Origin of the sequence: Azospirillum sp. B2RO_4 (assembly GCF_051124815.1) — a bacterium.
Lineage (GTDB): Bacteria > Pseudomonadota > Alphaproteobacteria > Azospirillales > Azospirillaceae > Azospirillum.
Genome location: NZ_CP118485.1, coordinates 2538553 through 2559936, shown reverse-complemented (window position 1 = coordinate 2559936; position 21384 = coordinate 2538553). Strand labels below are relative to the sequence as shown.

Genomic DNA, 21384 nt, shown 5'->3' with positions numbered 1-21384 from the left:
AAAAGCCCTTCCCCACGGCCGTGGAGAAGGGCTTTTCCTTGTCATCAGGCCAGCCGCTTATTCGGAGCGGTAGCGCTGGTGGCAGGCCTTGCAGCTGTCGGCCATGGCGCCGAACGCCTTGCCCGTCGCGGCCTTGTCGCCGGAAGCGGCGGCGACCTTCAGGGCGTTGGCGGACGCCTGCAGGTCATGCGCCTTGGCGGTGAAATCCGGGAAGTTGGCCCAGATCACTTCCTTGGCCGCCGTCTTGCCCTTGTCGGAACCCGGCGGGAACAGGCTGGGGATCTTGGCGGCGAAGGCGTCGATGCGGTCGGTGACCGGGCCGATGGCGGCGAGGTCGCCCTTGCCCACCGCGTCCTTGATCTCGCCCATCGCCTTCTTGTAGTCCTCGAACCCGGCCTTGCGGGTCTGGATCACGTCCTGGGCCAGAGCAGCGCCGCCGGTCAGCATCAGCGCGGCCGACGCCGCAAGCACGATACGGGAAAACACGGTTCTCATTCCTTCTTCGAATTTTGTCCCCCACGCCAGACGTTACACACCGCCATGCTGAAGCTGTCAAGTGAAGTGGGGGTGACGATGCCGCGCCGTCATCGCGTTCATTTGTGTTGTAAGAAATAATGCTGCGAAGGGTTGGAGTCGGGATTTGCGGGGGGCGACATCTCGACCCTTGAATGGTTGGGAACGCCGAAGACTGCGGCCCGGTACGGCGCCGCCACAGGACGGAAAAACCGCCGATCCCCGCGGTTTTCACCGGCCAAGCGGCCTTGCAACCGGGGTGGAGCGGAAGTAAGGTCCCGCCTCGCGCCTTCCACCCGGAGGGGCATGCGTCTCAACGACGTCTCCGCCACACCGTCTCCATAGCCCTGAGGGGGCCCATCGCCATGTCGATCATCGCGTCCCGCCTGTCCCGCATCAAGCCGTCGCCGACCATCGCCGTGACCAACAAAGCCCGCGAGTTGAAAGCGGCCGGTCGCGACGTCATCGGCCTGGGTGCCGGCGAGCCGGATTTCGATACCCCCGACAACATCAAGGCCGCCGCCATCAAGGCGATCGAGTCCGGTGACACCAAGTACACCGCGGTGGACGGCACCCCCGCCCTGAAGAAGGCGATCTGCGCCAAGTTCGAGCGCGAGAACGGCCTGAAGTACACGCCCGACCAGATCACCGTCGGCGTCGGCGGCAAGCAGGTGCTGTACAACGCCCTGATGGCGACGCTGAACCAGGGTGACGAGGTCATCATCCCGGCTCCCTACTGGGTCAGCTATCCGGACATGGTGGAACTGGCCGAAGGCACGCCGGTCTTCGTCTCCTGCCCGGCCGAGCAGGGCTTCAAGCTGCAGCCCGCCGACCTGGAAAAGGCGATCACGCCGAAGACCAAGTGGTTGATCCTGAACTCGCCGTCGAACCCGTCGGGTGCCGCCTACACCCGCGCCGAGATGAAGGCGCTGACCGACGTGCTGGTCAAGCACCCGCATGTCTGGGTGATGACCGATGACATGTACGAACACCTGCTGTATGACGGCCTGGAGTTCGTCACCCCGGCCCAGGTCGAGCCGGCGCTGTACGACCGCACCCTGACCGTCAACGGCGTGTCGAAGTCCTACGCGATGACCGGCTGGCGCATCGGCTATGCCGGCGGCCCGAAGGAGCTGATCAAGGCCATCGGCGTCATCCAGAGCCAGTCGACCTCCAACCCGACCTCCATCGCCCAGGCCGCCGCCGTCGAGGCGCTGAACGGTCCGCAGGACTTCATCAAGGAGCGTGGCGAGGCCTTCCGCCAGCGCCGCGACCTGGTGGTGTCGATGCTGAACCAGGCCAACGGCATCAGCTGCCCGAAGCCGGAAGGCGCCTTCTACGTCTATCCGTCCTGCGCCGGCACCATCGGCAAGACCACCCCGGACGGCAAGGTGATCGAGACCGACGAGGATTTCGTCACCTACCTGCTGGAGTCGGAAGGCGTCGCCGTCGTCCAGGGTTCCGCCTTCGGCCTCGCCCCGCACTTCCGCATCTCCTACGCGACCTCGACGGAAGCGCTGGAAGAGGCGTGCAAGCGCATCCAGCGCGCCTGCGGCAACCTGCGCTGAGCGCTTCGGTGACCGAGTAAGAAAAGGGCCGGCATCCCATGGGGTGCCGGCCCTTCTTCTTTGGTGGGCATTACTTCGCAGCGAGCATCCGGTCGATGGCGCCCAGCGAGAATTTCAGCACCGCCTCGTCGGCCAGCTTGCCGTCCTTGATCTTGTCGGCGACGCCGCCGATGACGACCTGCGGGCCGGCCGTCAGCTTGGCGGGAAGCGCCAGCAGCGTGTCGTTAACCTGCTGATGCGCCCGCACGCCGCCGGTGAAGGCGGGGGAGTTGGAAATGACCAGCACCGGCTTGCCGATCAGCGCCGACTTGCCGTAGGGGCGCGAGGCCCAGTCGAGCGCGTTCTTCAGCACGCCCGGCATGCCGTAATTGTATTCCGGCGTGACGATGACGACGCCGTCGGCCTCGGCGATGGCCTGACGCAGGGCATGGACTTCCGCCGGGGCGTCGTGGGTGTCGATGTCCTGGTCGTAGAGCGGTAGGCGCAGGTCGCGGATGTCCATGCCGACACCGGCCGGCAGGGCATCCTGCAAGCCGCGCAGCACGGCCAGCGAGTTGGAGTTGCTGCGCAGGCTGCCGGGCAGCCCCAGCAGTTTGGCACGCACCGTTGCGTCGGTCATGAAGCGGTTGCCTTTCTTTGGTTTTCGCCGGGGCGGCGGCGGGTATTCCTGCGGGTCGCTTCCCACCCATTCCCGGCACTGGATCCGATGCCGCTGACATGGTCGGTCCAGGCGCAGCTTTCCAACCGGTCATGGCCGATTTGTCGATAGGGCAGGTCCGACGGGGGGCGCCGGACCAGCTGTGACCATCTTGGGATCCGACTGTTGACGGAGGGGACGGCTACCTAATTAGAGGGTACACAAAGGATGGTGCGCGCAACCGGGCGTGTCTATCGGATTTGGCCTTATATGTGGGTGGATCGGAAATAGGGGAGGCGACATGGCAACGCGGCGACTGGATCGGGATGACCACGTCCGTAAACATCTGGCGCTGATGCTGCAGGAATGGCAGGAGCAGACCGGCCGCGATATGGCGACCGCCACCGCCGACCAGCGGCTTCAGCACTGCACCACTCTGCTGATCGACCTGCTGGGCGAGGCGGAACGGGCGGATGAAGCCGCCATGACCGAGGCCTGAAGCCTGCCCTGAAGCCTGGGGGAGCGGCCCCGCAACAGGGCCGCTCCGCCACATGATCGACGTTCTTACTGGGGCGCCATGCGGATGGCGCCGTCCAGGCGGATGACGTCGCCGTTCAGCATCTCGTTCTCAAGGATGTGCTGGACGAGGCGGGCATATTCCTCCGGCTTGCCGAAGCGCTTGGGGAAGGGGACCGTCGCGGCGAGACTGTCCTGAACCTCCTGCGGCATGTTCAGCAGCATCGGTGTGCCGATCAGGCCGGGGGCCACCGTCATCACGCGGATGCCGTGACGGGCCAGATCGCGGGCGGCGCAGATGGTCAGGGCGACAATGCCGCCCTTCGACGCGGCATAGGCAGCCTGCCCGATCTGCCCCTCATAGGCGGCGACGGAGGCGGTGTTGACGATCACGCCGCGCTCGCCGCTGTCCAGCGGGTCCAGCTTCGCCATGTCGGCCGCGGCCAGCCGCAGGATGTTGAAGCTGCCGATCAGGTTGACCTCGATCACCGCGCGGAAATTCTCCAACGGCATCGGGCCGTCGCGGCCGACGATGCGCTGGGCGGGCGCGATGCCGGCGCAGTTGACGGCGATGCGGGCCGGGCCGTGTGCGGAGCGCGCCTGATCGAGCGCCCGCTCGGCAGAGGCGCCATCGGTGACGTCGCAGACCAGACCCAGCCCGCCGATCTCGTGCGCGGTCTTCAGAACCGCGTCCTCGTTGACGTCCAGCACGGTCACCTTGGCGCCGAGGCCGGCCAGATGACGCGCCGTCGCCGCCCCCATGCCCGAGGCGCCGCCGGTGACGATGGCGGACAGACCCTGGATGTTCATGGCATCTCCTCCTTAATTGCGACCGGTCCGCGCATGGCGCCGGCCTTGTGTCCAACAGGATGCGATCGCACTTGTTGTTTACCAGATGGCTTGTTTACCAGATGGCCGGATCACCATACCACACCGTATGGAAGGGGCCATCATGCCGACGGAGATGCCGCCGGCCGATTTCCGATTGGGACCGTCTTCCGAAAGGGTTTCAGCGTCCATGACAGCACCGTCCGCCTTCCCCTCCCTTGGCCGCTCCCTCGGTACCGGCACCGCGCTGTCGGTTCCCGATCCCGACCGGGTCGAGCGTGACGAACGGCTGGTCCGCCGCCGCTTCTGGCAGAAGCTGCGCGCCAACCTGCACCGTATTCCCTTTCTGGAAGACCTGCTGGCCGCCTATTTCTGTGCGACCGATCCGGCGACTCCCTACCGGGCGAAAGCGATCCTGCTGGGGGCGCTGGCCTATTTCGTGCTGCCGGTGGATGCGGTGCCGGACTGGCTGCTGATCGCCGGCTTCACCGATGACGCCGCGGTGCTCGCCGCCGCCGTGCAGACGGTGCGCGCCAATCTGACCCCGGCCCATTGGGGGCGGGCGAAGGAGGTCCTGCGCGCCGAAACCGTTGCCGGCGACGCGGAGACGACTGCCTAGGCGCGCTGCGTCTGCTCCTGCGCCAGTCTGCGTCCGTCGGCTGCGTCGCGGTGCATGGTGTAGAGGGCGGAGCCGGCAATCACCAGGGCGCCAATCCACCCCCACGGATCCATCGTCTGGCCGAAGGCGATCCAGGCGACGAAGGCGGTGAAGGGCAGCCGGGCATAATCATAGGGCATCATTGCCGAGGATTCGGCCAGCGACAGCGACTTCGTCATCGCCAACTGCCCCAGCGTCAGCAGGCCGCCGAGCAGCGCCAATCCGCCCAGCACGCTCCAACTCGGCCAGGTCCAGACCAACAGGGCCGGTACCAGCGCCATCGGTGTGACCAGCAGGCCCAGGAAGGTGACGATCACCATCGCATTGTCCCGCCGGCTGAGCAGCCGCATCTGCAAGATGGTGCCGGCGGCGGCGACGCAATGGACGAACAGCGCCAGAAAGGCCAGATCGAGCGGCGCCGCGCCCGGCCTCAGCACGATGGTCACCCCGGCGAGACCGACGAAGATCGCGGCCCAGCGCCGTGGCCGCACCCGCTCGCGCAGGATCAGTGCCGCCCCCGCCGCAACGAACAGCGGGATGGCGAAGCTGACCGCGGTCGCGGTCGGCAGTGGAATCCGGGAGATGGCGTAGAACCATCCGCTCATGGCGCAGAGCGTGGTCAGCGCCCGCGTCACATAGGGCCCCAGCCGCCGTTCCGCCAGCACCGACCGGCAGGCGGGCGCCCCGGCCGTCAGCGCCCAGGGCAGCATCCACAGCAGGCTGAACAGGTTGCGGAAGAACACGACCTCCAGCGGGTCCATCACCGTCGCGGCCCAGTGTACGGCCGTATTGCCGATCCCGAACAGCAGCGCCGACAGCAGCATGTATCCGGCACCGAGCAGAAGCCGGTTGGTCGGTACCCGCAGGCGTGGGCCGGCCATGGGGGAGGTGACGGTCACGATCAGTCGTCCCTGACAAACCGTTGGCGGATGAACCGGTCCAGCGCGTTGCCCGCGGCGTTAGCGCGAACATTGAGCCGTTCGGAACACCGGCAGCCGGTGCGGAGGCAGCGATGATCCTCTGGAGAAAATCGTAAGGACGCAAGTAAATTGTCGGGAAGAAGTGCGGCATACTCCCTTATGACGCGTGTGGGTCCGGTCGGTATAAAACCGTTTGGGGCGATGCTGGCGGGGCAGGCTGAGCGAATCGAATCCCGGCTCAGCGGATCGAGTCGTTGTGCAGCACCATCTCGGTCGCCAGACGGGCGGCGCACAGGTCGGCCAGGGCGGTGCCGACCGATTTGAACAGGGTGATCTGGTCGTAGAAGCGCCGGCCGGCCCGTTCGCCGCGACTCAGTTCGAACAGGTCGCCGGCGATGTCGTCGGGGTTCAGCGTGCCGGAAGACACCGGCTGGGCGATGTCGCCGGCTCCGGCCGGCGTGCGGTCACGGCTGTCGACGAAGACGCGGGCGCGGCGGATGCAGTCGTCGTCGGCCTCGCGCATGTCCGGCGTCACGCCGCCCAACAGGTCCAGATGCTGGCCGGGCTGCAGCCAATCGCCGCGGATCAGCGGTTCGCGCGCGGTGGTGGCGCAGGCGACGATGTCGGCGCCGCGCACCGCCCCTTCCAGGTCGGCGGTCGCCTCGATGCGGAATTTCGGCCGGTGGAAGCGGGTGGCGAGCTTGCGCGCCTTCTGCGGATCCCGTCCCCAGACCAGCACATGGCGGATCGGCCGCACCGCGGTGTAGGCCTCCACCAGTTCCAGGGCCAGCGGGCCGGTGCCGACCACCAGCATCCGTTCGGCGTCCGGCCGCGCCAGATAGGAGGCGGCGAGCGCCGAGGATGCCGCGCCGCTGCGCCGGCCCAGCGCGGCGGAGGAATCCATCAGCACCTGCGGCACCCCGGTCTTGCCGTCGACCAGCAGATAGACACCCTGGGTCTGCGGCAGGTCGCCGCCGGAATTGTCGGGAAAAACGCTGTCGATCCGCACCCCGATCGCCTGGTTCACCTCCCAGGCGGGAGCGATCAGCAGTGCGGCGTCATTGGTGCCGTAGGTTTCAACGCGGTGCCGATGGGCCGGCGGGGACTCCACGCCGGCGCGGAAGGTCTGCCGCAGGCGCTCGATCAGCATGCGGTGGTGCAGAACGGATCGAAGCTCGGCGCCGCTGACGGTGCGCATGGAACCCCCTTCCGCCGCCCGGCGGCCAATCCCGCTCCCCGAACCGTACAAGGATGGGGGGCGGGAGCCCTGCGACCGGTGACGCTTAGTGGACGGTCGGCGCGTTGTTCTCGGCGGTCGGGACCGGCAGGGCGGAGCCGGGCAGAGTGCCGGCGACCGGGCCGGAAACCGGGCGGGTGCTCTCGGCCAGACGCTTTTCGGCGGCGGCGGCGCGGGCCTGCGCCTCCTTCAGTTCACGCTCCAGATACAGGACGCGGTTGCCTTCGCGGCGGGCGCGGCGGCGATGGCGGCGCTGGCTGTTCCAGACGACGAAGCCGCCGGCCAGGAAGCCCAGCACCAGCGCCACCAGCGTGGCCAGATAGACCGGCGTGGCGAGCGTGAAGGGCAGCGGCCACAACGACAGCGTCACGATCCCGCGGTTGGAGATCGCGAACAGAATCGCGACGAGGGCCACGGGAATGGTGACGATCCAGGAAATATGGCGCAAGGCGAAGGTTCCTTGAGAGATACGGCCGGAATACGGCGCTGAGACATGGCCGGGCCGGCGCTCACTCCGTGTTCAGACGCTCGCGAAGCTGCTTGCCGGTCTTGAAGAAAGGAATGCATTTCTCGCCGACGTCAACCGATTCTCCGGTCCGGGGGTTGCGACCCGTGCGCGCGTCCCGCTTCTTGATGGAGAAGGCGCCGAAGCCGCGCAGTTCCACCCGGTCGCCGCGCGCCAGCGCTTCGGTGATCTCGTCGAAGATGGTGCCGACGATCTTCTCGATGTCGCGCTGGTACAGGTGCGGGTTCCGCTCCGCCAGCCGTTGGATCAGTTCCGACTTGGTCATGATCGTTGACGTTCCCCCATTCGATGCGGGCGCTTATGGTCGGGCCGCGCCGCGCTTGGACAGCAGCGTGCCACCGGCGGCAGGAGGCGTCAAGCCCCACCCGCCGTGCTAAGCCGTTACGACACAATCGTTTTTCCGGACGGTGGAAGTGTTTTTCCGTCTGGTTTCCCCAAACTGGTCCAAGGGGTTTGCGGCAATCTCCGGCATGGATCGTGACGGAAATTTGAAAGCAATCAACGGCTTCGCGAAAGAAAACCCGGTGCGGGGTCAGGCGCCGCCCAGCCGCGTCCCCTCCAGGATCGCGCCCTCCAGCACCGCCGACGAGCGGTCGCAGCCGGTCAGGTCGGCCAGGGTCAGGTCGCTGCCCTTGAGGTTGGTCTCAGTCAGCGACGCGCCCGCCAGCCGCGCCCGCACCAGCGACGCACGCATCACCTTGGCCCCGGCGCTGACCAGCAGCATGCCCAGATTGGCGCCGTCCAGCCGGCTGTCGATCAGGATGGCGCGGTCCAGCTTCACCCCGCGCAGGTCGGCGCGGCTGAGATCGGCGGAGCGCAGGTCGGCGCCGTCGAACTGGGCGGCCTGCAACTGGGCGCCGTTCAGCCGGGCATGGCGCAGCCGGGCACCGCTGCCCTTGGCCAGCGTCAGGATCTTGCCCGTCAGGTCGGCCCCCTCCAGGTTCAGTCCTGTCAGGTCGAGCTGGCTGCCCTGCTTGCCGCTGGTGCCCAGCCAGATCATGTGCTGGCGCAGCATGCTGTCCAGCTGGTCGACGGGCAGGGCCGGCAACTCGTCGGCCGTCGTCTCTTCGGGCTCCGGCTCGGGCACCGGAGCCTGGGGCGGCGTCTGCCGGGCGGCATGGGCCTGCTCATCGGTGCGGATCGCCTGCTCCAGCCCGTCCTGATCCAGGCTGGCCCCGTCCAGGATGGCGCCGCGCAGGTCGGAACCGTTGAGGTCGGCACCGCGCAGGTCGGCGCCGGAGAAGTTGGCGTCGCGCAGGTCGGTGCGATCCAGACGGGCGCCGGCCAGCCGGGTGTTGGTGAAGTCGGCCGCCCGCGCGAAGCTGCCGGACAGCTTGGCCCGCGCCATGTCGGCGTTGGTCAGCTTCGCCGACGCCATGTCGGCCGGGCCGGGGTCGAAGCCGACCACCTTCAGCTCGCCGGCGCTGTTGCGGTTGACCATGCTGCCGTCGCGCAGGTCGACCTCCACCATGGTGGCGCCGTCCAGCCGGGCGCCGCGCACGTTGGCGCCGCGCATGTCGGTGCGGAACAGCCGCGCCTCCGACAAATCGGCCCCGCGCAGGTCGGCGCCGTAGAGGTCGGCATGGTCCAGCACCGCGCCGCGCAGGTCGGCGTCACGCAGGATGGCGCCGGCCAGATGGGCGCCGGTCAGGTTGCGGCCGGCCAGCGACAGGCCCGACAGGTCGAAGAAGGGCAGGTTGGCACGGGCGCCGTTCGGGCGGCCCTCGGCGAATCGGACATGGCGCTCGCACACGCGGTCGAGCTGGTCCTGGGTCAGGCGGATGCGGGATTTGCCGTCTTGCGCCATGGCCGGTCACGCGAACAGGGCGTCGATGTCGGCCTGGGAGATCCCGCCGCCGCCGTCGCCGCCGGTCGGGGCGGCTGGCGGCGGAGGGGGCGGCGGGGCCGGCTTCGCGACGGGTGGTGGCGGAGGGGGTGGTGGCGGGGGAGGGGGAGGGGAGGGCGCCACGTCGGCCGGCAGCGGCTCCGCCCGTTCCGCCACCTCCGGCACGCTGGCGAACAGCGCGTCGATGGCGTCCTGGCTGACCTCCGGCCCGCCCAGCTGCGGCCCGTTCAGCAGATGGGCGTCGGGGCGGGTGTCGCCCAGCTTGCGGTGCGAGGCGACCTCGCCCGGCGCGTGATGCTGCGGATCGGCGGCGGTCAGCCGCTCGACGCCCCAGATCTCGATCATCGTGTTCACGCGCTCTTCGATGTAGCGCAGCGTGTTGACGACCTTGGTGGTGCGCTGGCCGGTGATGTCCTGGAAGGAGCAGGCGGTCATGATCTCGATGCACCACGCCTCGATCGCGTCGATCCGTTCGGCCAGATCGTCGTCGTCGCGCGGGATCGACATGGTGATTTCCTGAATCTTCTCCGTCGCGTTCAGGATGTCGGTGGTGGCGCGTTCGGTGGCGGCGACGATCTCGTCCAGCTCGCCGGTCGCCGCCTCGATGCGGTTGGACCCGGTGTCGGTCGCCTTCAGTGCGGCGATGTCGCTGCGGGCCTCGCGCACCACCTGGGTGATGGCGGTCAGCTCCTGCTGGATGCGCGGGTCCTCGCCGGGGGAGAAGGAGGTGAAGGCGCTGGACGAGGTGCCGCTCAGCCGGTCGACCTGGCCTTCCAGCCTGTCGACCAGCCGGTGGAACTCGTCGGAGGCGACGACGCGGCTGCGCCGGTCGCGCATGCGCAGGAAGGCCCGCCCCCGCGCGGTCTGCGACAGGGCCTCTTCCATCTGCAGATACTCTTGCTCGGTCAGTTCGAGCAGTGACCCGCCGCTCATAGCGCTCAACCCGTTTTCGACAGCCGCGCCTCCCCGGCATGTCCGGGGGCTGCGCCGACCCTGTCCTATACCACCCAATTTCTTTACCGGGAGTTTCCGCCGTCGCCGCGCTATCATCGCCGTGACGGGGTGTCCGGAGGGCGGCGAAGGGGCGGACAACCTTGAACCGCCTTCCTTTTTGTCCCAAATCAGCCCGATCAAGCGACGATCTCGACAAGAAATTCCCGGCAAGAAAGGAAAAGGTCATGAAGAAGGCGGTGCGTCCGGTGGTGTTTGCTGCGGCGGTCGGACTGGCGGCGCTGACCGGCGGCGCGCTGGTCGCTCCGGCCGACTCGGCGCTGGGCCGGTTCGGGTCCGCCATCGGCCTCGGCGCCTCGCCCGCGGCGGCGGCACTGCCGCTGGGCGCGGTCGGCGGCGGCACCATCGCCCCGATGCTGGAGCAGGTGACGCCGGCCGTCGTGAACATCTCGGTGTTGAGCCAGGCGCCCCAGGCGGAAAACCCGCTGCTGCGCGACCCCTTCTTCCGCCGCTTCTTCAACATGCCGGACCAGATGCCGCAGTCGCGTCCGCAGGTCAGCGCCGGGTCCGGCGTGATCGTCGACGCCCGCAACGGCTATGTCGTCACCAACAACCATGTCGTGGAGAACGCGCAGGAAATCGCCGTCACCCTGAAGGACCGCCGCCGCCTGCGCGCCAAGCTGATCGGCCGCGACGCCGCCACCGACATCGCCCTGCTGCAGATCAAGGCCGACGGGCTGACCGCCCTGCCCATCGGCGACTCGGATCGGGCCAAGGTCGGCGACTTCGTCGTCGCCATCGGCAACCCGTTCGGGCTGGGGCAGACTGTGACCTCCGGCATCGTTTCGGCGCTCGGCCGCAGCGGGCTGAAGATCGAGGGGTACGAGGACTTCATCCAGACCGACGCCTCGATCAATCCCGGCAACTCCGGCGGGGCGCTGGTCAATTTCCAGGGCGAGCTGATCGGCATCAACACCGCCATCATCGGCCCGGCCGGCGGCTCGGTCGGCATCGGCTTCGCCGTTCCGGTCAGCATCGTCCGCTCGGTGATGGAACAGCTGCGCGAGTATGGCGAGGTTCGGCGTGGCCGGCTGGGCGTCGCCATTCAGGATCTGACGCCCGACCTTGCGGAAAGCATGAGCCTGAAGGGCGACGAGGGCGCGCTGATCGCCAAGATCGAGCGCGGCTCGCCGGCTGACAGCGGAGGTTTGCGCAGCGGCGACGTGGTGATCGCGGTCGATGGCCGGCCGGTGCGCAGCGCTACCGACTTCCGCAACCGCATCGGTCTTCTGCGCGTCGGCACGCCGGTGCAGTTGACGGTGATGCGCGAGGGCGGGCAAAAGTCGCTGACCGTCCGCACCGCCCGCTGACCGCAACTGCTGACCGTCAAGGAGCCACCCCGTACCGGCATGATGCGTTCCAACCCTCCCCGCCGCCCGGCCGCCCCGCCGGCGCCCAACCCCGGCCGCAGCGCGGCCCAGCGGCAGCGCGAGATCGCGACGCTGCTGATGCGGCTCGACGCCATGCTGAAGCAGTCGGCGGAGCTGGCGCAGACGGCGCGCGAGCGGGTGTCGGTCGGCGGGCTGGCCCGCTACCGCCGCTTCAGCAGGCGGGTGCGCGACTTCTTCGCGCTGGCCGCCCTGACGCAGGAGCGGCTGGATGCGGCGCCGGAGGAAATGGAGGATCTGATCGACCCCATGACCACCGCGCTGGAACGTCTGCACGCCCGCATGGTGGTCCAGTTCGTGGAAGGCAGTGCCGGCTTCTTCTCCAGCTTCGCGCGGGTGAAGGCGCTTCCCATCGGCACCCACGAGATGTGCGGGGTGGAACTGCGCGGCGTGCTGGAAATCCGCAAGTTCCTCGACGACCCGCTCTATGAGGGGGAGCGGGGGCAGGCGCTGCGTGCCGAGGCCGACCGCATCGCCGCCCTGATCCGCCGCGTGATGGACCGCATTCCGCCGCTGCCCGATTTCGGCGACGAGCCCAGCATCGGCCCGCGCGGCACGCTGAACAGTCCGCTGAAGGGCCCCAACGCCCATATGCCGCCGGGCCGCGCCGCCGCCCGACCGGCTGTTGCACGGCCGGCCAACATGCCGCCGCCCGCTCCGCCGGCGCCGAACCCCAGCACCGAAGTCCGTTCGCTGAGCCTCGACCAGTTCGAGGACGACGAGGAATAGGAAGGGAAGGGGGCGGCGGACCGCCCCCTCCGTCCGTTACCGGCGGTGCTTGCCCTCATCCGCCGTCAATGCGCCGACAGCGGCCCCGGCGGCACCGCCCAGGAGGCCGCCATAGATCGCGCTGCCGCCGGTGACGGCGCCGATGGCCGCACCGCCGGCCGCACCGATGGCGCCGCCGGTCAGCGCGCGGTTCTCGCGATGATTCAGGTTGGAACAGCCGCCGAGCAGAGTCGCGCCGATCAGCAGCGCCGTCGCCCCGGTGGTGAATGTCCGCGTGGTGGTCTTCATCGGTCTCTTCCTTCAAGCATAGGCACGGCAACATGAGCGACCGCCGCCGAATCCCGCGTTGTTGGGCAAGGCTGGGCGGTCAAGCTTATGTTTGGTGAGCGCCGGCGCCCGCTGCTGTGACCATTTCGGGGTATGTTTCCCATCCCACCGGTGTATCCCACCCCTTTCGACCTTCCAAAGCTGCGCAAGATGGCCGCGACGTTCAGGCTGTCTCTTATCAGCACGACCAATGTTGAGGGATTTGCATTTCCTTTCTTTGAATATGGTTACTGAATTGTGTGGTAAGACCACATCAATTGTGTACGAGCAATTACAAAGAGACGAAAAATTCCCGGTGAAAAATCATTGCGACTTGTCTAGGAAACCCTTTCGACCTCGAAGCATCATGTTTTGGGAAACGGAGATCGGCCGTTGCCGCATGTCGATGGACACTGCGCAGCGAAAGGCCGGCACAGGGAAGACCAGAGATGACGATCAACGACAGGGATTTGGACAGGAGGGGACCACCTCGCCCGCCATCCGCACCGGCGCCCGCACCGACGCCGGATGCACCAATGGGGCGGATCATCGAGATGGCGTTCACCGGCTTGTGGGTGATCCGGCGCCGGGGGGCATTGACGGAGGTCGGCGGGCAACTCTATTGGCCCGATCGCGCTTCGTTGGAACGCGCGGCGGCGGAAGCCGGCGTGCAGCTGTCCGACGTCGTCGTCCACACCGGCCGACTCGGTTCCAGCCGACGATAGAGGGACGGCCATTCTCCTTCCGGGTGATGGGAACGCGACGAACGGACAGTTGCGCGGGTGACGGGCTTCTTCCAATATCCGATGAATCGGCGGCCGTCAGAACTGGACGTTCCGCAATCTCCGTTTCATTGGGGCCTATGGAAGACATCGACCGCCAAAGAACGCTTGCCTATTTCGAAAGGCTGGGAAAAGAGCGGGTTCGACTCTATACCGCCATCGACTGCGACCGTTTTCTCGGTGACTGGCAGGTCCGTGAATTGGCCGACCAGTGGCTTGACGCCAAGAATGCGGAAGACAGGCCGCGTCTGCTCGGCCGCCCGTTGTGGCGGCGGCTGTTGGCCGATCGCCGTCCCTGACCGTTCTTCCTTTCAGCCCCGCTTCGGAAACAGCCCGGGCCGAAGGGCCAACCGGATCTCGAAGGCGTGAGGGCGGCGGGGCATCCCCCGTCCGGCCGGATGGCGAGATAGGCTGTCCCGTCGATCGGCATAAAACCTACCCCTCCTTGCCGTTCCAAGCGCCCCCCCGGCCCTACCAAGGCGGGATGACTTTGTCGGCACCCCACAATAGGTGGTGGCCGCTGCCGCTTCATCACGGGTAGCGTTCGGCGGAACCGTCACCCGCCGGGCGGTGTTACCGTTTCCGGCTAAGCAAGAAGTGGCCGTATCCCCACATGGTTTCCGAAACGATGCCGTTGCGCGCGCTGCGTTCCCATCCCTCTCCGCTCTACCGGCTGCCCGGTTCGGCGCTGGTCCTGATCGCCTGCACCGCCGCGGTTCTGCTGACCATCGGGCTGTCGGCGGTCTTCGCCTGGCGCGACCGCGACGAGGCGGTCCGGCAGGCGACCGGCGTCGCCGGCAACATCGGCCTGCTGGCGGCGGAGCATGCCGCCCGGCTGATCGAGTCGGGAGACCTGCTGCTGACACAAACGGCGACGCTGGCCGGTCCGGCCGGAACGCCGCTGCCCGACGACACGGCGACGCGCGACCGCATGGCCCTGCTGGCGGCCAGCGCGCCCCATGTGGTCGGGCTGGAGATCCGCGATTCGTCCGGCGCGCTGCGGCTGTCGAGCCTGCCCGACGCCGCGCCCGGCGGCGCCCGGCCGGCACTGAAGCCGGACGGCATGGCCATCGGTATCGGGCGGATGGGCGGCCGGCCCGGCGGAGGTTTGGGCGGACGTTCGGTCATCACCCTGGCGCAACCCCTGCCGGGTGCGGCAGGCGGCGAGCCGCGCGGCTGGGCGGTGGCCGGATTGGACGCGCGGGCCTTCCGCGACGTCTACCGCTCGCTCGACGTCGGCTATGGCCACAGCATCGCCATTCTGCAGCCGGACGGCACCCCGCTGCTGCGCGAGCCGGAGGGCGGCGGCACCATGGGCGGCAATGCCGGCGACGACACCGCCAGCCATGCCGACGACATCATCGTCACCCGCCCGGTGGGCGACACCGGCCTGTCGGCCGTGGTGACCATCGCCACCGGCAGCGTGCTGCGCCGCTGGAGCGAGCGGCTGTGGATCTACGCCGCCTTCGCCGCCGCGGCCTGCGCCACGGTCGCGGTGATCGGCGCCCTCGCCATCCAGCGTGCCCGGCGCGAGCGTGAGGCCGAGGACGCCCTGCAGCACGCCTACGACACGCTGGAGGAGCATGTCCACCAGCGCACCGCCCAGCTGGAACGCGCAAACGCCCAACTGGAGGCGGCGGTGACCGACAAGGAGGTCCTGCTGAAGGAGGTTCAGCACCGGGTGAAGAACAACCTGCAGGTCATCTGCAGCCTGCTGCGCCTGCAGGCGGCAAGGATCGACGAGCAGGCCCGGCGCGGCTTCGACGAGAGCCTGCGCCGCATCCAGACCATGAGCCTGCTGCACGAGCTGCTCCACCGCTCCGACGAGCCGGCGCACATCAACTTCGCCGACGCGCTGCGCCAGATGTGCGACGGGCTGGTCCGCTCCGACAATCCGACCGCCGCCCGGCTGGAGCTGGAGGCTCAGGACTGGATCGTCGACGCCGACCGCGCCACGCCGCTGGCCATCGCCACCAGCGAGCTTGTGTCGAACGCCCTGCTGCACGCCTTCCCGCACGGGCATCCCGGCACCGTCCGCGTGATGCTGCAGCGCGACGAGACCGGCATGCGGCTGATCGTGCGTGACGACGGCGTCGGGCTGCCGGCCGGCATGCCGAGTCAGCACAAGCGTCCCGGCCGTGGCGGCTCCAGCAGCGGGCTCGGCCTGAATCTGGTGCAGGCGCTGTCCCATCAGGCCGGCGCTACGCTGAAGATCGAGCGCGACGGCGGCACCATCTTCACCCTGACCATTCCCGAACAGCCGGCCCGCCAGCGCGCCAGGACCGCGGCCTAGGGGGACGCGTAAGGTTTCCCTCTCCCGGGGCGCGGGAGAGGGCGATCCGCCGGCCGGTCCCGCGACTATTCCAGCATGCTGCGCAGCATCCAGGCGGTCTTGTCGTGGATCTGCAGGCGCTGGGTCAGCAGGTCGGCGGTCGGCTCGTCGCTGCCCTGTTCGGCCAACGGGAAGACACTGCGGATGGTGCGGGCGGCGGCCTCGTGGCCTTCGACCAGCTGGCGGATCATGTCGTTCGCCTTGGGAACGCCGACCTCTTCCTTGATCGAGGCCAGTTCCGCGAACTGCGAGAAGCTGCCCGGCGCCGGATAGCCCAGGGCGCGGATACGCTCAGCGATCTCGTCAAGCGCGGTCCACAGCTCCGTGTACTGGGTCATGAACATGGTGTGGAGCGTGTTGAACATCGGCCCGGTGACGTTCCAGTGGAACGAATGGGTCTTGATGTAGAGCGCGAAGGTGTCGGCCAGAACCTTGTTCAGCCCTTCGGCGATGGATTTGCGGTCTGCGTCCGAGATCCCGATGTCGATCTTCATTCTTCGATCCCTTTTTGTTGGGTCCTGCATTGGCCCCGGCTCCGGCGCGGCCGTGACCGGCCACCGCCCCCGCGGTCCCGGACAACAGCTTGGGCGCAGGCGGACCGTTTCAAGTCCGATGCGGCCAAACTTCGCGGATGGGTGATGCGAGCCAGACGTAGACCCAGGCGAATATGCCCCCTCAGCCGGCCCTCAGCCGGCCGATGAAGTGCGTCACCTCGCGGTTCAGCGTCACCGCCTGACCGTCCAGCAGTTCCGCGGCGCGCAGGACCTCGCCGGCGGCGGTGCCGGTCTCGCCGGCGCTGGCGGAGACGGTGGCGATGGTGTGGGAGACCTCGGCGGTGCCGGCGGCGGCCTCCTGCACGTTGCGGGTGATCTCCTCCGTCGCGGCTGCCTGCTGTTCCATGGCGCCGGCGATGGAGCCGACGATCTCGTCGATGCCGACCACCGTCTCGCCCACCCCCTTGATGGCGGCGACGGCGGCCCCGGTCACCTGCTGCATGGAGGTGATCTGGGTCCCGATCTCTTCGGTCGCCTTGGCGGTCTGGGTGGCGAGGCTCTTCACCTCGCTCGCCACCACGGCGAAGCCCTTGCCCGCTTCACCGGCGCGGGCGGCCTCGATGGTCGCGTTCAGCGCCAGCAGGTTGGTCTGGGCGGCGATGGAGTTGATGAGGCCGACGATTTCGCCGATGCGGTTGGCGGCGTCGGACAGGCCGACGACATGGGCGTTGGTCTCCTCCACCGCCCGCACGGCGCCGCGCACCATATCGAAGGAGCGGCGGACCTGACCGCCGATCTCGGCGATGGAGGCCGACATCTCCTCCGTCGCGGCGGCAGCCGTCTGGACGCTGCTTCCCGCCTGGGCGCTGGCGGCGGCGACGGTGGCGGCCTGCCGGTTGGCGCTGTTGGCGCGTTCCAGCATGCCGGCGGCGTTGCTGCGCACCTGATGGGCGCCGGCCCCCACCTGCTGCACCACCTCGGCCACGCGGGCCTCGAACAGGTCGGCCAGTTCCCGGATGGCGCGGTGCTTTTCCGCCTCGGCCTCCGCCTTCTGGCGCTGCTGGTCGGCGGTCAGCCGCTCCACCTCGCGGGCGTTGGTCTGGAACACTTCCAGCGCGCGGGCCATGGCGCCGATCTCGTTGCGCATCCAGCCGCCCTCGACCGCGGTGTCGAGCTTTCCGGCGGCCAGATCGGCCGTGTTGCTGGACAGCCGCTGCAGCGGCCGGGTGATGGACCGCGCCAGAAGCAGCCCGGCCGCCATCATCGCCGCCAGCAGCCCAGCCATCACCAGCGCGAAGTCGCGGCGGGCGGAAGCCGCGGCATCGCGGGTGGTCTGGGTGGCGGCGGCGGTGGAGCGGCCGATCGCCTCCTGCGTCTCCATGACCTTGGCGGTCAGGGCGGCGAACTGGTCGTCGGTGTGGGCCATCATCGGGATGCCGATCAGGCGGTCGATGGCCGCCATCTGGTTCATCTCGTCGACCGCCTTGGCATAGGCGCCGATCCGTGCCGACACCTCGTCCAGCATCGCCCGCTCCGCCTCGGCCAGCGGCATGGCGCGCAGTTGGGCGATGGCGGTGCGCGCCTTGCCCAGATTGGCGGCGATGGCGTCGCGCATGGCCTGCAGCTTGGCCTCTTCGATGCCGGAGCCGGACAAGGCGAGATGCCGCGACACGTCGCTGTGGATGACGTAGGCGATGGCGACCAGCCGGTCGATCCGGCCCAGCCGTTCCGCCGCCTCGCGGTGGATTGCGTCCACCGCGCCCAGCGCCTGCTCCGACTGGCGGTCGGCCAGCGCCAGCGCCGCCACCGTCAGGACGATCCCCATCAGGGGAGCCGCGAAGACCCGGCCCGCCACCGACAGGCCGGACAGACGCGCAAAGACACCGCCGTTCATGCTCACCCCCAACAGCTCCCAGCCCGTCAACGTCTTACGCCGCAGCCGTCACTTGTAGATGCCGACATAGGCGACCAGTTCCTGGCCGGGCACGCGCTTCACATAGGTGACCTTCGGTTCGATCTTGTTGCTGGCCGGATTCAGCCAGCGATACTCGACCCAGCCCTCGTCCTTCTCCTTGGCGACGGCCAGGACGTCCTGGACGATGAAGCGGCCATCCGGATCCTTGACGTTGATGACGCTCTGGCCGACGCCGGCCGGGCGCGGCGGATAGACCTTCCAGGTGCCGGCGAAGTCGATGACGTTGACGTAGATCTCGCCGTGCTTGAACGGGCCTTCGGCGTTGAAGGCCTTGGCGGCCTCGTCCAGGCCCTGGGCAGCGATCAGGTCCGCCGCCTTCAGGGTGATCGACTTGGCGTCCTCCTGCGTCGGCTTGGCATCCTGGGCGACGGCGGGGGTGGACAGAGGGACCGAAACGGCAGTCCCGACGGCAATCAGGGCGGCCGTCAGCAAACGAAACCACAGGCGCATGTGCTCTTTCCCCAAGGAATGGAGGGCGGTCGGCGGACGCCGGGCGCCCCATCGATTGTTATCCGGCCGTCATCGTCTTGAACGCGCGGCCATTATCACCTGAGGCTACTAGCAGAAGGTTTCATGCGTTTGTCCGCCACATTTCGACGCGCTCATATTGCGTTGCAACATAGCAATATTACGAATGATCGGCGGAGTGCAGCAGCTTCAGGAGGTATTCCGTTCAGTTTGAACGCTTTAGACGGATGGTTGTCGCTGTTGGAAGCGGACGAACGGGCCGGGCTCCGTTCGATGCGGCCAATCGACGCATTGGCCGCGCAGCCGCATCGCGCGTGACGGTTTGCCGCCCCTTTTTTCCATCGACAGCCGCGCCGTTCGGGTGGAGCATCGGAGGTCCGATGCGGGCGCTCCGCCGGCCCCGGACCCGATGCGCGTTTCCGCCACGCGTCCGCCGCCCCCCGATCCGGACGTGCCTGTCTTCTGGAAGTGCCAGTTTCAAACGGACTTGTCTGAAGAGCCACACGCGAACGGGCCGCCCCGGCGGCCGGTGCCGGCGGCCCATCTCCGGCCCAGGCCCCGCTCCCCGGTCACGACAGCCCGAAGCTTCCACGGGAGGTGTGAATGCCGCATACGCAAATCCGGACGGCGCGCTGCGCGGCGCTGGTCGGCCCCTATCTCGCCGGCAAAACGACACTGCTGGAAAGCCTGCTGTTCGCCGCCGGGGCCGTCACCCGCAAGGGCAGCGTGCGCGACGGCAATGCCGTGGGCGACAACTCGCCGGAGGCGAAGGCCCGGTCGATGAGCACCGAGCTGAACGTCGCCTCCTTCGATTACCTGGGAGAACGCTGGTCGATCCTGGACTGCCCCGGTTCGGTGGAGCTGGCGGGAGAGGCACAGGCGGCGCTGATGGCCGCCGACATCGCCATCGTCGTGGCGGAAGCCGCACCGGAAAAGGCGGTGCTGCTGGCCCCGCTGTTCAAGGTGCTGGACGATCACCGCATCCCGCATCTGCTGTTCATCAACAAGATCGACACGCTGGGCGATATCAGGGTGCGCGACGTCGTCGCCGCCTATCAGGAAGTCTCGACCCGCAAGCTGGTGCTGCGCGAGGTGCCGCTGCGCGAGAACGGCCAGATCACCGGGCTGGTCGATCTGGTCAGCGAGCGCGCCTGGCGCTTCAACCCGCACAAGCCGTCCGATCTGGTCGCCCTGCCCGACAGCGCCCGCGATTGGGAGGCGGAGGCGCGGCAGGCGATGCTGGAATCGGCGGCCGACTTCGACGACGGCCTGCTGGAAAAGCTGCTGGAGGACATGGCTCCCGACAGTGCCGAGCTATATGAAACGCTGGCGCACGAGCTGGCCGACGACCTGATCGTGCCGGTCTTCTTCGGGTCGGCAGAGAACGACAACGGCATCCGCCGCTTGCTGAAGGCCCTGCGGCACGAGGGGCCGGACGTTGTCGCCACCGCGGCCCGCATCGACATTTCGGCCGACGCGGCCGTGGCGGCGCAGGTGGTGAAAACGATGATGGGATCCCATGCCGGGAAGCTCAGCCTTGCCCGCATCTGGCGCGGCACCGTCACCGACGGCATGACGCTGGGGGCTGAGCGGGTGTCCGGCATCTTCCAGCTGTTCGGCCGCGACCAGACCAAGGTTCCGCAGGCCGTCGCCGGCGATCTCGTGGCGCTCGGCCGATTGGAGAAGGCAGCGACCGGCGACCGTCTGACCGAGAAGGCCAATCTCGGTCCGCCCGCCGACTGGCCGGTCTCCGCCCCGCCGGTGCATGGGTTGGCGCTCCGCGCCGAGAACCGCAATGACGAGGTGAAGCTGTCCGCCGCCCTGCAGAAGCTGCGGGAGGAGGACCCGTCCCTGACGCTCGACCAGTCGGCCGAGACCGGCGAGCTGGTGCTGTGGGGCCAGGGCGACGTGCATCTTAAACTGGCGATGGACCGGCTGCGCAGCCGCTTCAACGTCGCGGTGAAGGGCCAGCCGCCGCAGGTGCCCTACAAGGAGACGATCCGCAAGGGCGCCAGCCACCATGCCCGCTTCAAGCGCCAGACCGGCGGCCATGGCCAGTTCGCCGACATCCATGTGGAGATCCGGCCGCTGCCGCGCGGGTCGGGCATCCAGTTCGAGGATGCGGTGGTCGGCGGCGCCGTGCCGCGCCAGTACATCCCGGCGGTGGAGGCCGGCGTGCGCGATGCGGCGGTGCGCGGGCCGCTGGGCTTTCCGGTGGTGGATTTCGCAGTGGCGCTGACCGGCGGCCAGTTCCATGCCGTCGACAGCTCCGACATGGCCTTCAAGACGGTGGCGCGGCAGGCGATGGCCGAGGCTCTGCCGACCTGTGAGCCGGTGCTGCTGGAGCCGATCCTGACCGTCACAATCGCGGTGCCCAACGCCTTCACGCCGAAGGTTCAGCGTCTGGTCAGCGGACGGCGCGGCCAGCTGCTGGGCTTCGATGCGCGGCCGGGATGGCCCGGCTGGGACGAGGTGAAGGCGTGCATGCCGCAGGCCGACATGCAGGATCTGATCGTGGAGCTGCGGTCGCTGACCTTCGGCGTCGGCAGTTACAGCGCCGAGTTCGAACGGCTTCAGGAGGTGGTCGGCAAGGCGGCCGACCGGGCCGTGGAAATCCGCCGCGACATGCTGGCGGCACAATAAACAGAGG

The 21384-nt window shown here is 68.4% G+C and carries 22 protein-coding genes; 9 read left to right on the top strand and 13 right to left on the bottom strand.

Features of this window, described 5'->3' with window-relative positions; genetic code table 11:
- Positions 1-57: 57 nt before the first annotated feature.
- Entirely contained in the window at positions 58-495 is a 438-nt protein-coding gene (locus tag PWS46_RS12260) for a c-type cytochrome (RefSeq protein ID WP_085090435.1), read from the bottom strand.
- Between the two features lie 383 nt (positions 496-878).
- Here PWS46_RS12260 and PWS46_RS12255 point away from each other — a divergent pair, with 383 nt between their 5' ends.
- Entirely contained in the window at positions 879-2081 is a 1203-nt protein-coding gene (locus tag PWS46_RS12255; RefSeq protein WP_434615518.1) for an aspartate transaminase, read from the top strand.
- A 70-nt stretch (positions 2082-2151) separates the two neighbouring features.
- On the opposite strand, the gene PWS46_RS12250 is transcribed toward PWS46_RS12255, so the two are convergent.
- The gene (locus tag PWS46_RS12250) at positions 2152-2700 is read right to left on the bottom strand and encodes an NADPH-dependent FMN reductase (protein ID WP_434615515.1); all 549 of its coding nucleotides are present in this window, start codon (positions 2698-2700) and stop codon (positions 2152-2154) included.
- A 319-nt stretch (positions 2701-3019) separates the two neighbouring features.
- On the opposite strand from PWS46_RS12250, the gene PWS46_RS12245 reads away from it, so the two are divergent.
- A complete protein-coding gene (locus tag PWS46_RS12245; protein ID WP_085090433.1) occupies positions 3020-3217 on the top strand; it encodes a hypothetical protein in 198 nt (65 codons plus the stop codon).
- Positions 3218-3282: 65 nt separating this feature from the next.
- On the opposite strand, the gene PWS46_RS12240 is transcribed toward PWS46_RS12245, so the two are convergent.
- On the bottom strand, positions 3283-4044 hold the full coding sequence (locus PWS46_RS12240; protein WP_085090432.1) for an SDR family NAD(P)-dependent oxidoreductase: 762 nt from the start codon (positions 4042-4044) through the stop codon (positions 3283-3285).
- Between the two features lie 208 nt (positions 4045-4252).
- On the opposite strand from PWS46_RS12240, the gene PWS46_RS12235 reads away from it, so the two are divergent.
- The gene (locus tag PWS46_RS12235; protein ID WP_434615510.1) at positions 4253-4681 is read left to right on the top strand and encodes a YkvA family protein; all 429 of its coding nucleotides are present in this window, start codon (positions 4253-4255) and stop codon (positions 4679-4681) included.
- Here the strand turns inward: PWS46_RS12235 and PWS46_RS12230 are convergent.
- The 6 genes from PWS46_RS12230 to PWS46_RS12205 all read right to left on the bottom strand — a co-directional run bounded on the left by PWS46_RS12230 (position 4678) and on the right by PWS46_RS12205 (position 10182).
- On the bottom strand, positions 4678-5619 hold the full coding sequence (locus PWS46_RS12230; RefSeq protein WP_434615507.1) for a DMT family transporter: 942 nt from the start codon (positions 5617-5619) through the stop codon (positions 4678-4680). The genes PWS46_RS12235 and PWS46_RS12230 overlap by 4 nt on opposite strands.
- Before the next feature lie 259 nt (positions 5620-5878).
- The gene (locus tag PWS46_RS12225; protein WP_434615504.1) at positions 5879-6838 is read right to left on the bottom strand and encodes an ornithine cyclodeaminase family protein; all 960 of its coding nucleotides are present in this window, start codon (positions 6836-6838) and stop codon (positions 5879-5881) included.
- 85 nt (positions 6839-6923) lie between these two features.
- Complete coding sequence (locus PWS46_RS12220; RefSeq protein WP_434615501.1) at positions 6924-7325, bottom strand: lipopolysaccharide assembly protein LapA domain-containing protein; 402 nt, start codon at positions 7323-7325, stop codon at positions 6924-6926.
- A gap of 61 nt (positions 7326-7386) precedes the next feature.
- A complete protein-coding gene (gene ihfB, locus PWS46_RS12215; RefSeq protein ID WP_085090428.1) occupies positions 7387-7668 on the bottom strand; it encodes an integration host factor subunit beta in 282 nt (93 codons plus the stop codon).
- Positions 7669-7935: 267 nt separating this feature from the next.
- Positions 7936-9210 carry a pentapeptide repeat-containing protein gene (locus PWS46_RS12210; RefSeq protein WP_434615497.1) on the bottom strand — a complete coding sequence of 425 codons (1275 nt, stop codon included), beginning with the start codon at positions 9208-9210 and terminating at the stop codon, positions 7936-7938.
- A 6-nt stretch (positions 9211-9216) separates the two neighbouring features.
- Positions 9217-10182, bottom strand: a complete 966-nt coding sequence (locus PWS46_RS12205; RefSeq protein ID WP_434615494.1) for a hypothetical protein — start codon at positions 10180-10182, stop codon at positions 9217-9219.
- Positions 10183-10427: 245 nt separating this feature from the next.
- Between PWS46_RS12205 and PWS46_RS12200 the strand changes: the two genes are divergently transcribed.
- A complete protein-coding gene (locus PWS46_RS12200) occupies positions 10428-11570 on the top strand; it encodes a Do family serine endopeptidase (RefSeq protein ID WP_434615492.1) in 1143 nt (380 codons plus the stop codon).
- 39 nt (positions 11571-11609) lie between these two features.
- Positions 11610-12377 (top strand): hypothetical protein, encoded by a 768-nt coding sequence (locus PWS46_RS12195; RefSeq protein ID WP_434615489.1) that lies wholly within the window; start codon positions 11610-11612, stop codon positions 12375-12377.
- 36 nt (positions 12378-12413) lie between these two features.
- Here PWS46_RS12195 and PWS46_RS12190 read toward each other — a convergent pair whose 3' ends face one another.
- A complete protein-coding gene (locus tag PWS46_RS12190) occupies positions 12414-12665 on the bottom strand; it encodes a hypothetical protein (protein ID WP_109074618.1) in 252 nt (83 codons plus the stop codon).
- Positions 12666-13132: 467 nt separating this feature from the next.
- Here PWS46_RS12190 and PWS46_RS12185 point away from each other — a divergent pair, with 467 nt between their 5' ends.
- From PWS46_RS12185 to PWS46_RS12175, 3 genes are all read left to right on the top strand, one after another.
- Positions 13133-13408, top strand: a complete 276-nt coding sequence (locus PWS46_RS12185) for a hypothetical protein (RefSeq protein WP_434615485.1) — start codon at positions 13133-13135, stop codon at positions 13406-13408.
- A gap of 137 nt (positions 13409-13545) precedes the next feature.
- Positions 13546-13764, top strand: a complete 219-nt coding sequence (locus tag PWS46_RS12180; RefSeq protein WP_085090421.1) for a hypothetical protein — start codon at positions 13546-13548, stop codon at positions 13762-13764.
- A gap of 329 nt (positions 13765-14093) precedes the next feature.
- Positions 14094-15758: a sensor histidine kinase gene (locus tag PWS46_RS12175; protein WP_434615482.1), complete on the top strand. Its 1665-nt coding sequence runs from the start codon at positions 14094-14096 to the stop codon at positions 15756-15758.
- Between the two features lie 65 nt (positions 15759-15823).
- Here PWS46_RS12175 and PWS46_RS12170 read toward each other — a convergent pair whose 3' ends face one another.
- From PWS46_RS12170 to PWS46_RS12160, 3 genes are all read right to left on the bottom strand, one after another.
- The gene (locus tag PWS46_RS12170; RefSeq protein ID WP_045581209.1) at positions 15824-16291 is read right to left on the bottom strand and encodes a Dps family protein; all 468 of its coding nucleotides are present in this window, start codon (positions 16289-16291) and stop codon (positions 15824-15826) included.
- A 181-nt stretch (positions 16292-16472) separates the two neighbouring features.
- On the bottom strand, positions 16473-18185 hold the full coding sequence (locus tag PWS46_RS12165; RefSeq protein ID WP_434619990.1) for a methyl-accepting chemotaxis protein: 1713 nt from the start codon (positions 18183-18185) through the stop codon (positions 16473-16475).
- Positions 18186-18233: 48 nt separating this feature from the next.
- On the bottom strand, positions 18234-18716 hold the full coding sequence (locus tag PWS46_RS12160; protein ID WP_434615477.1) for a cache domain-containing protein: 483 nt from the start codon (positions 18714-18716) through the stop codon (positions 18234-18236).
- A 621-nt stretch (positions 18717-19337) separates the two neighbouring features.
- Here PWS46_RS12160 and PWS46_RS12155 point away from each other — a divergent pair.
- Positions 19338-21377: an elongation factor G gene (locus PWS46_RS12155; protein WP_434615475.1), complete on the top strand. Its 2040-nt coding sequence runs from the start codon at positions 19338-19340 to the stop codon at positions 21375-21377.
- The last annotated feature ends 7 nt before the right edge of the window (positions 21378-21384 follow it).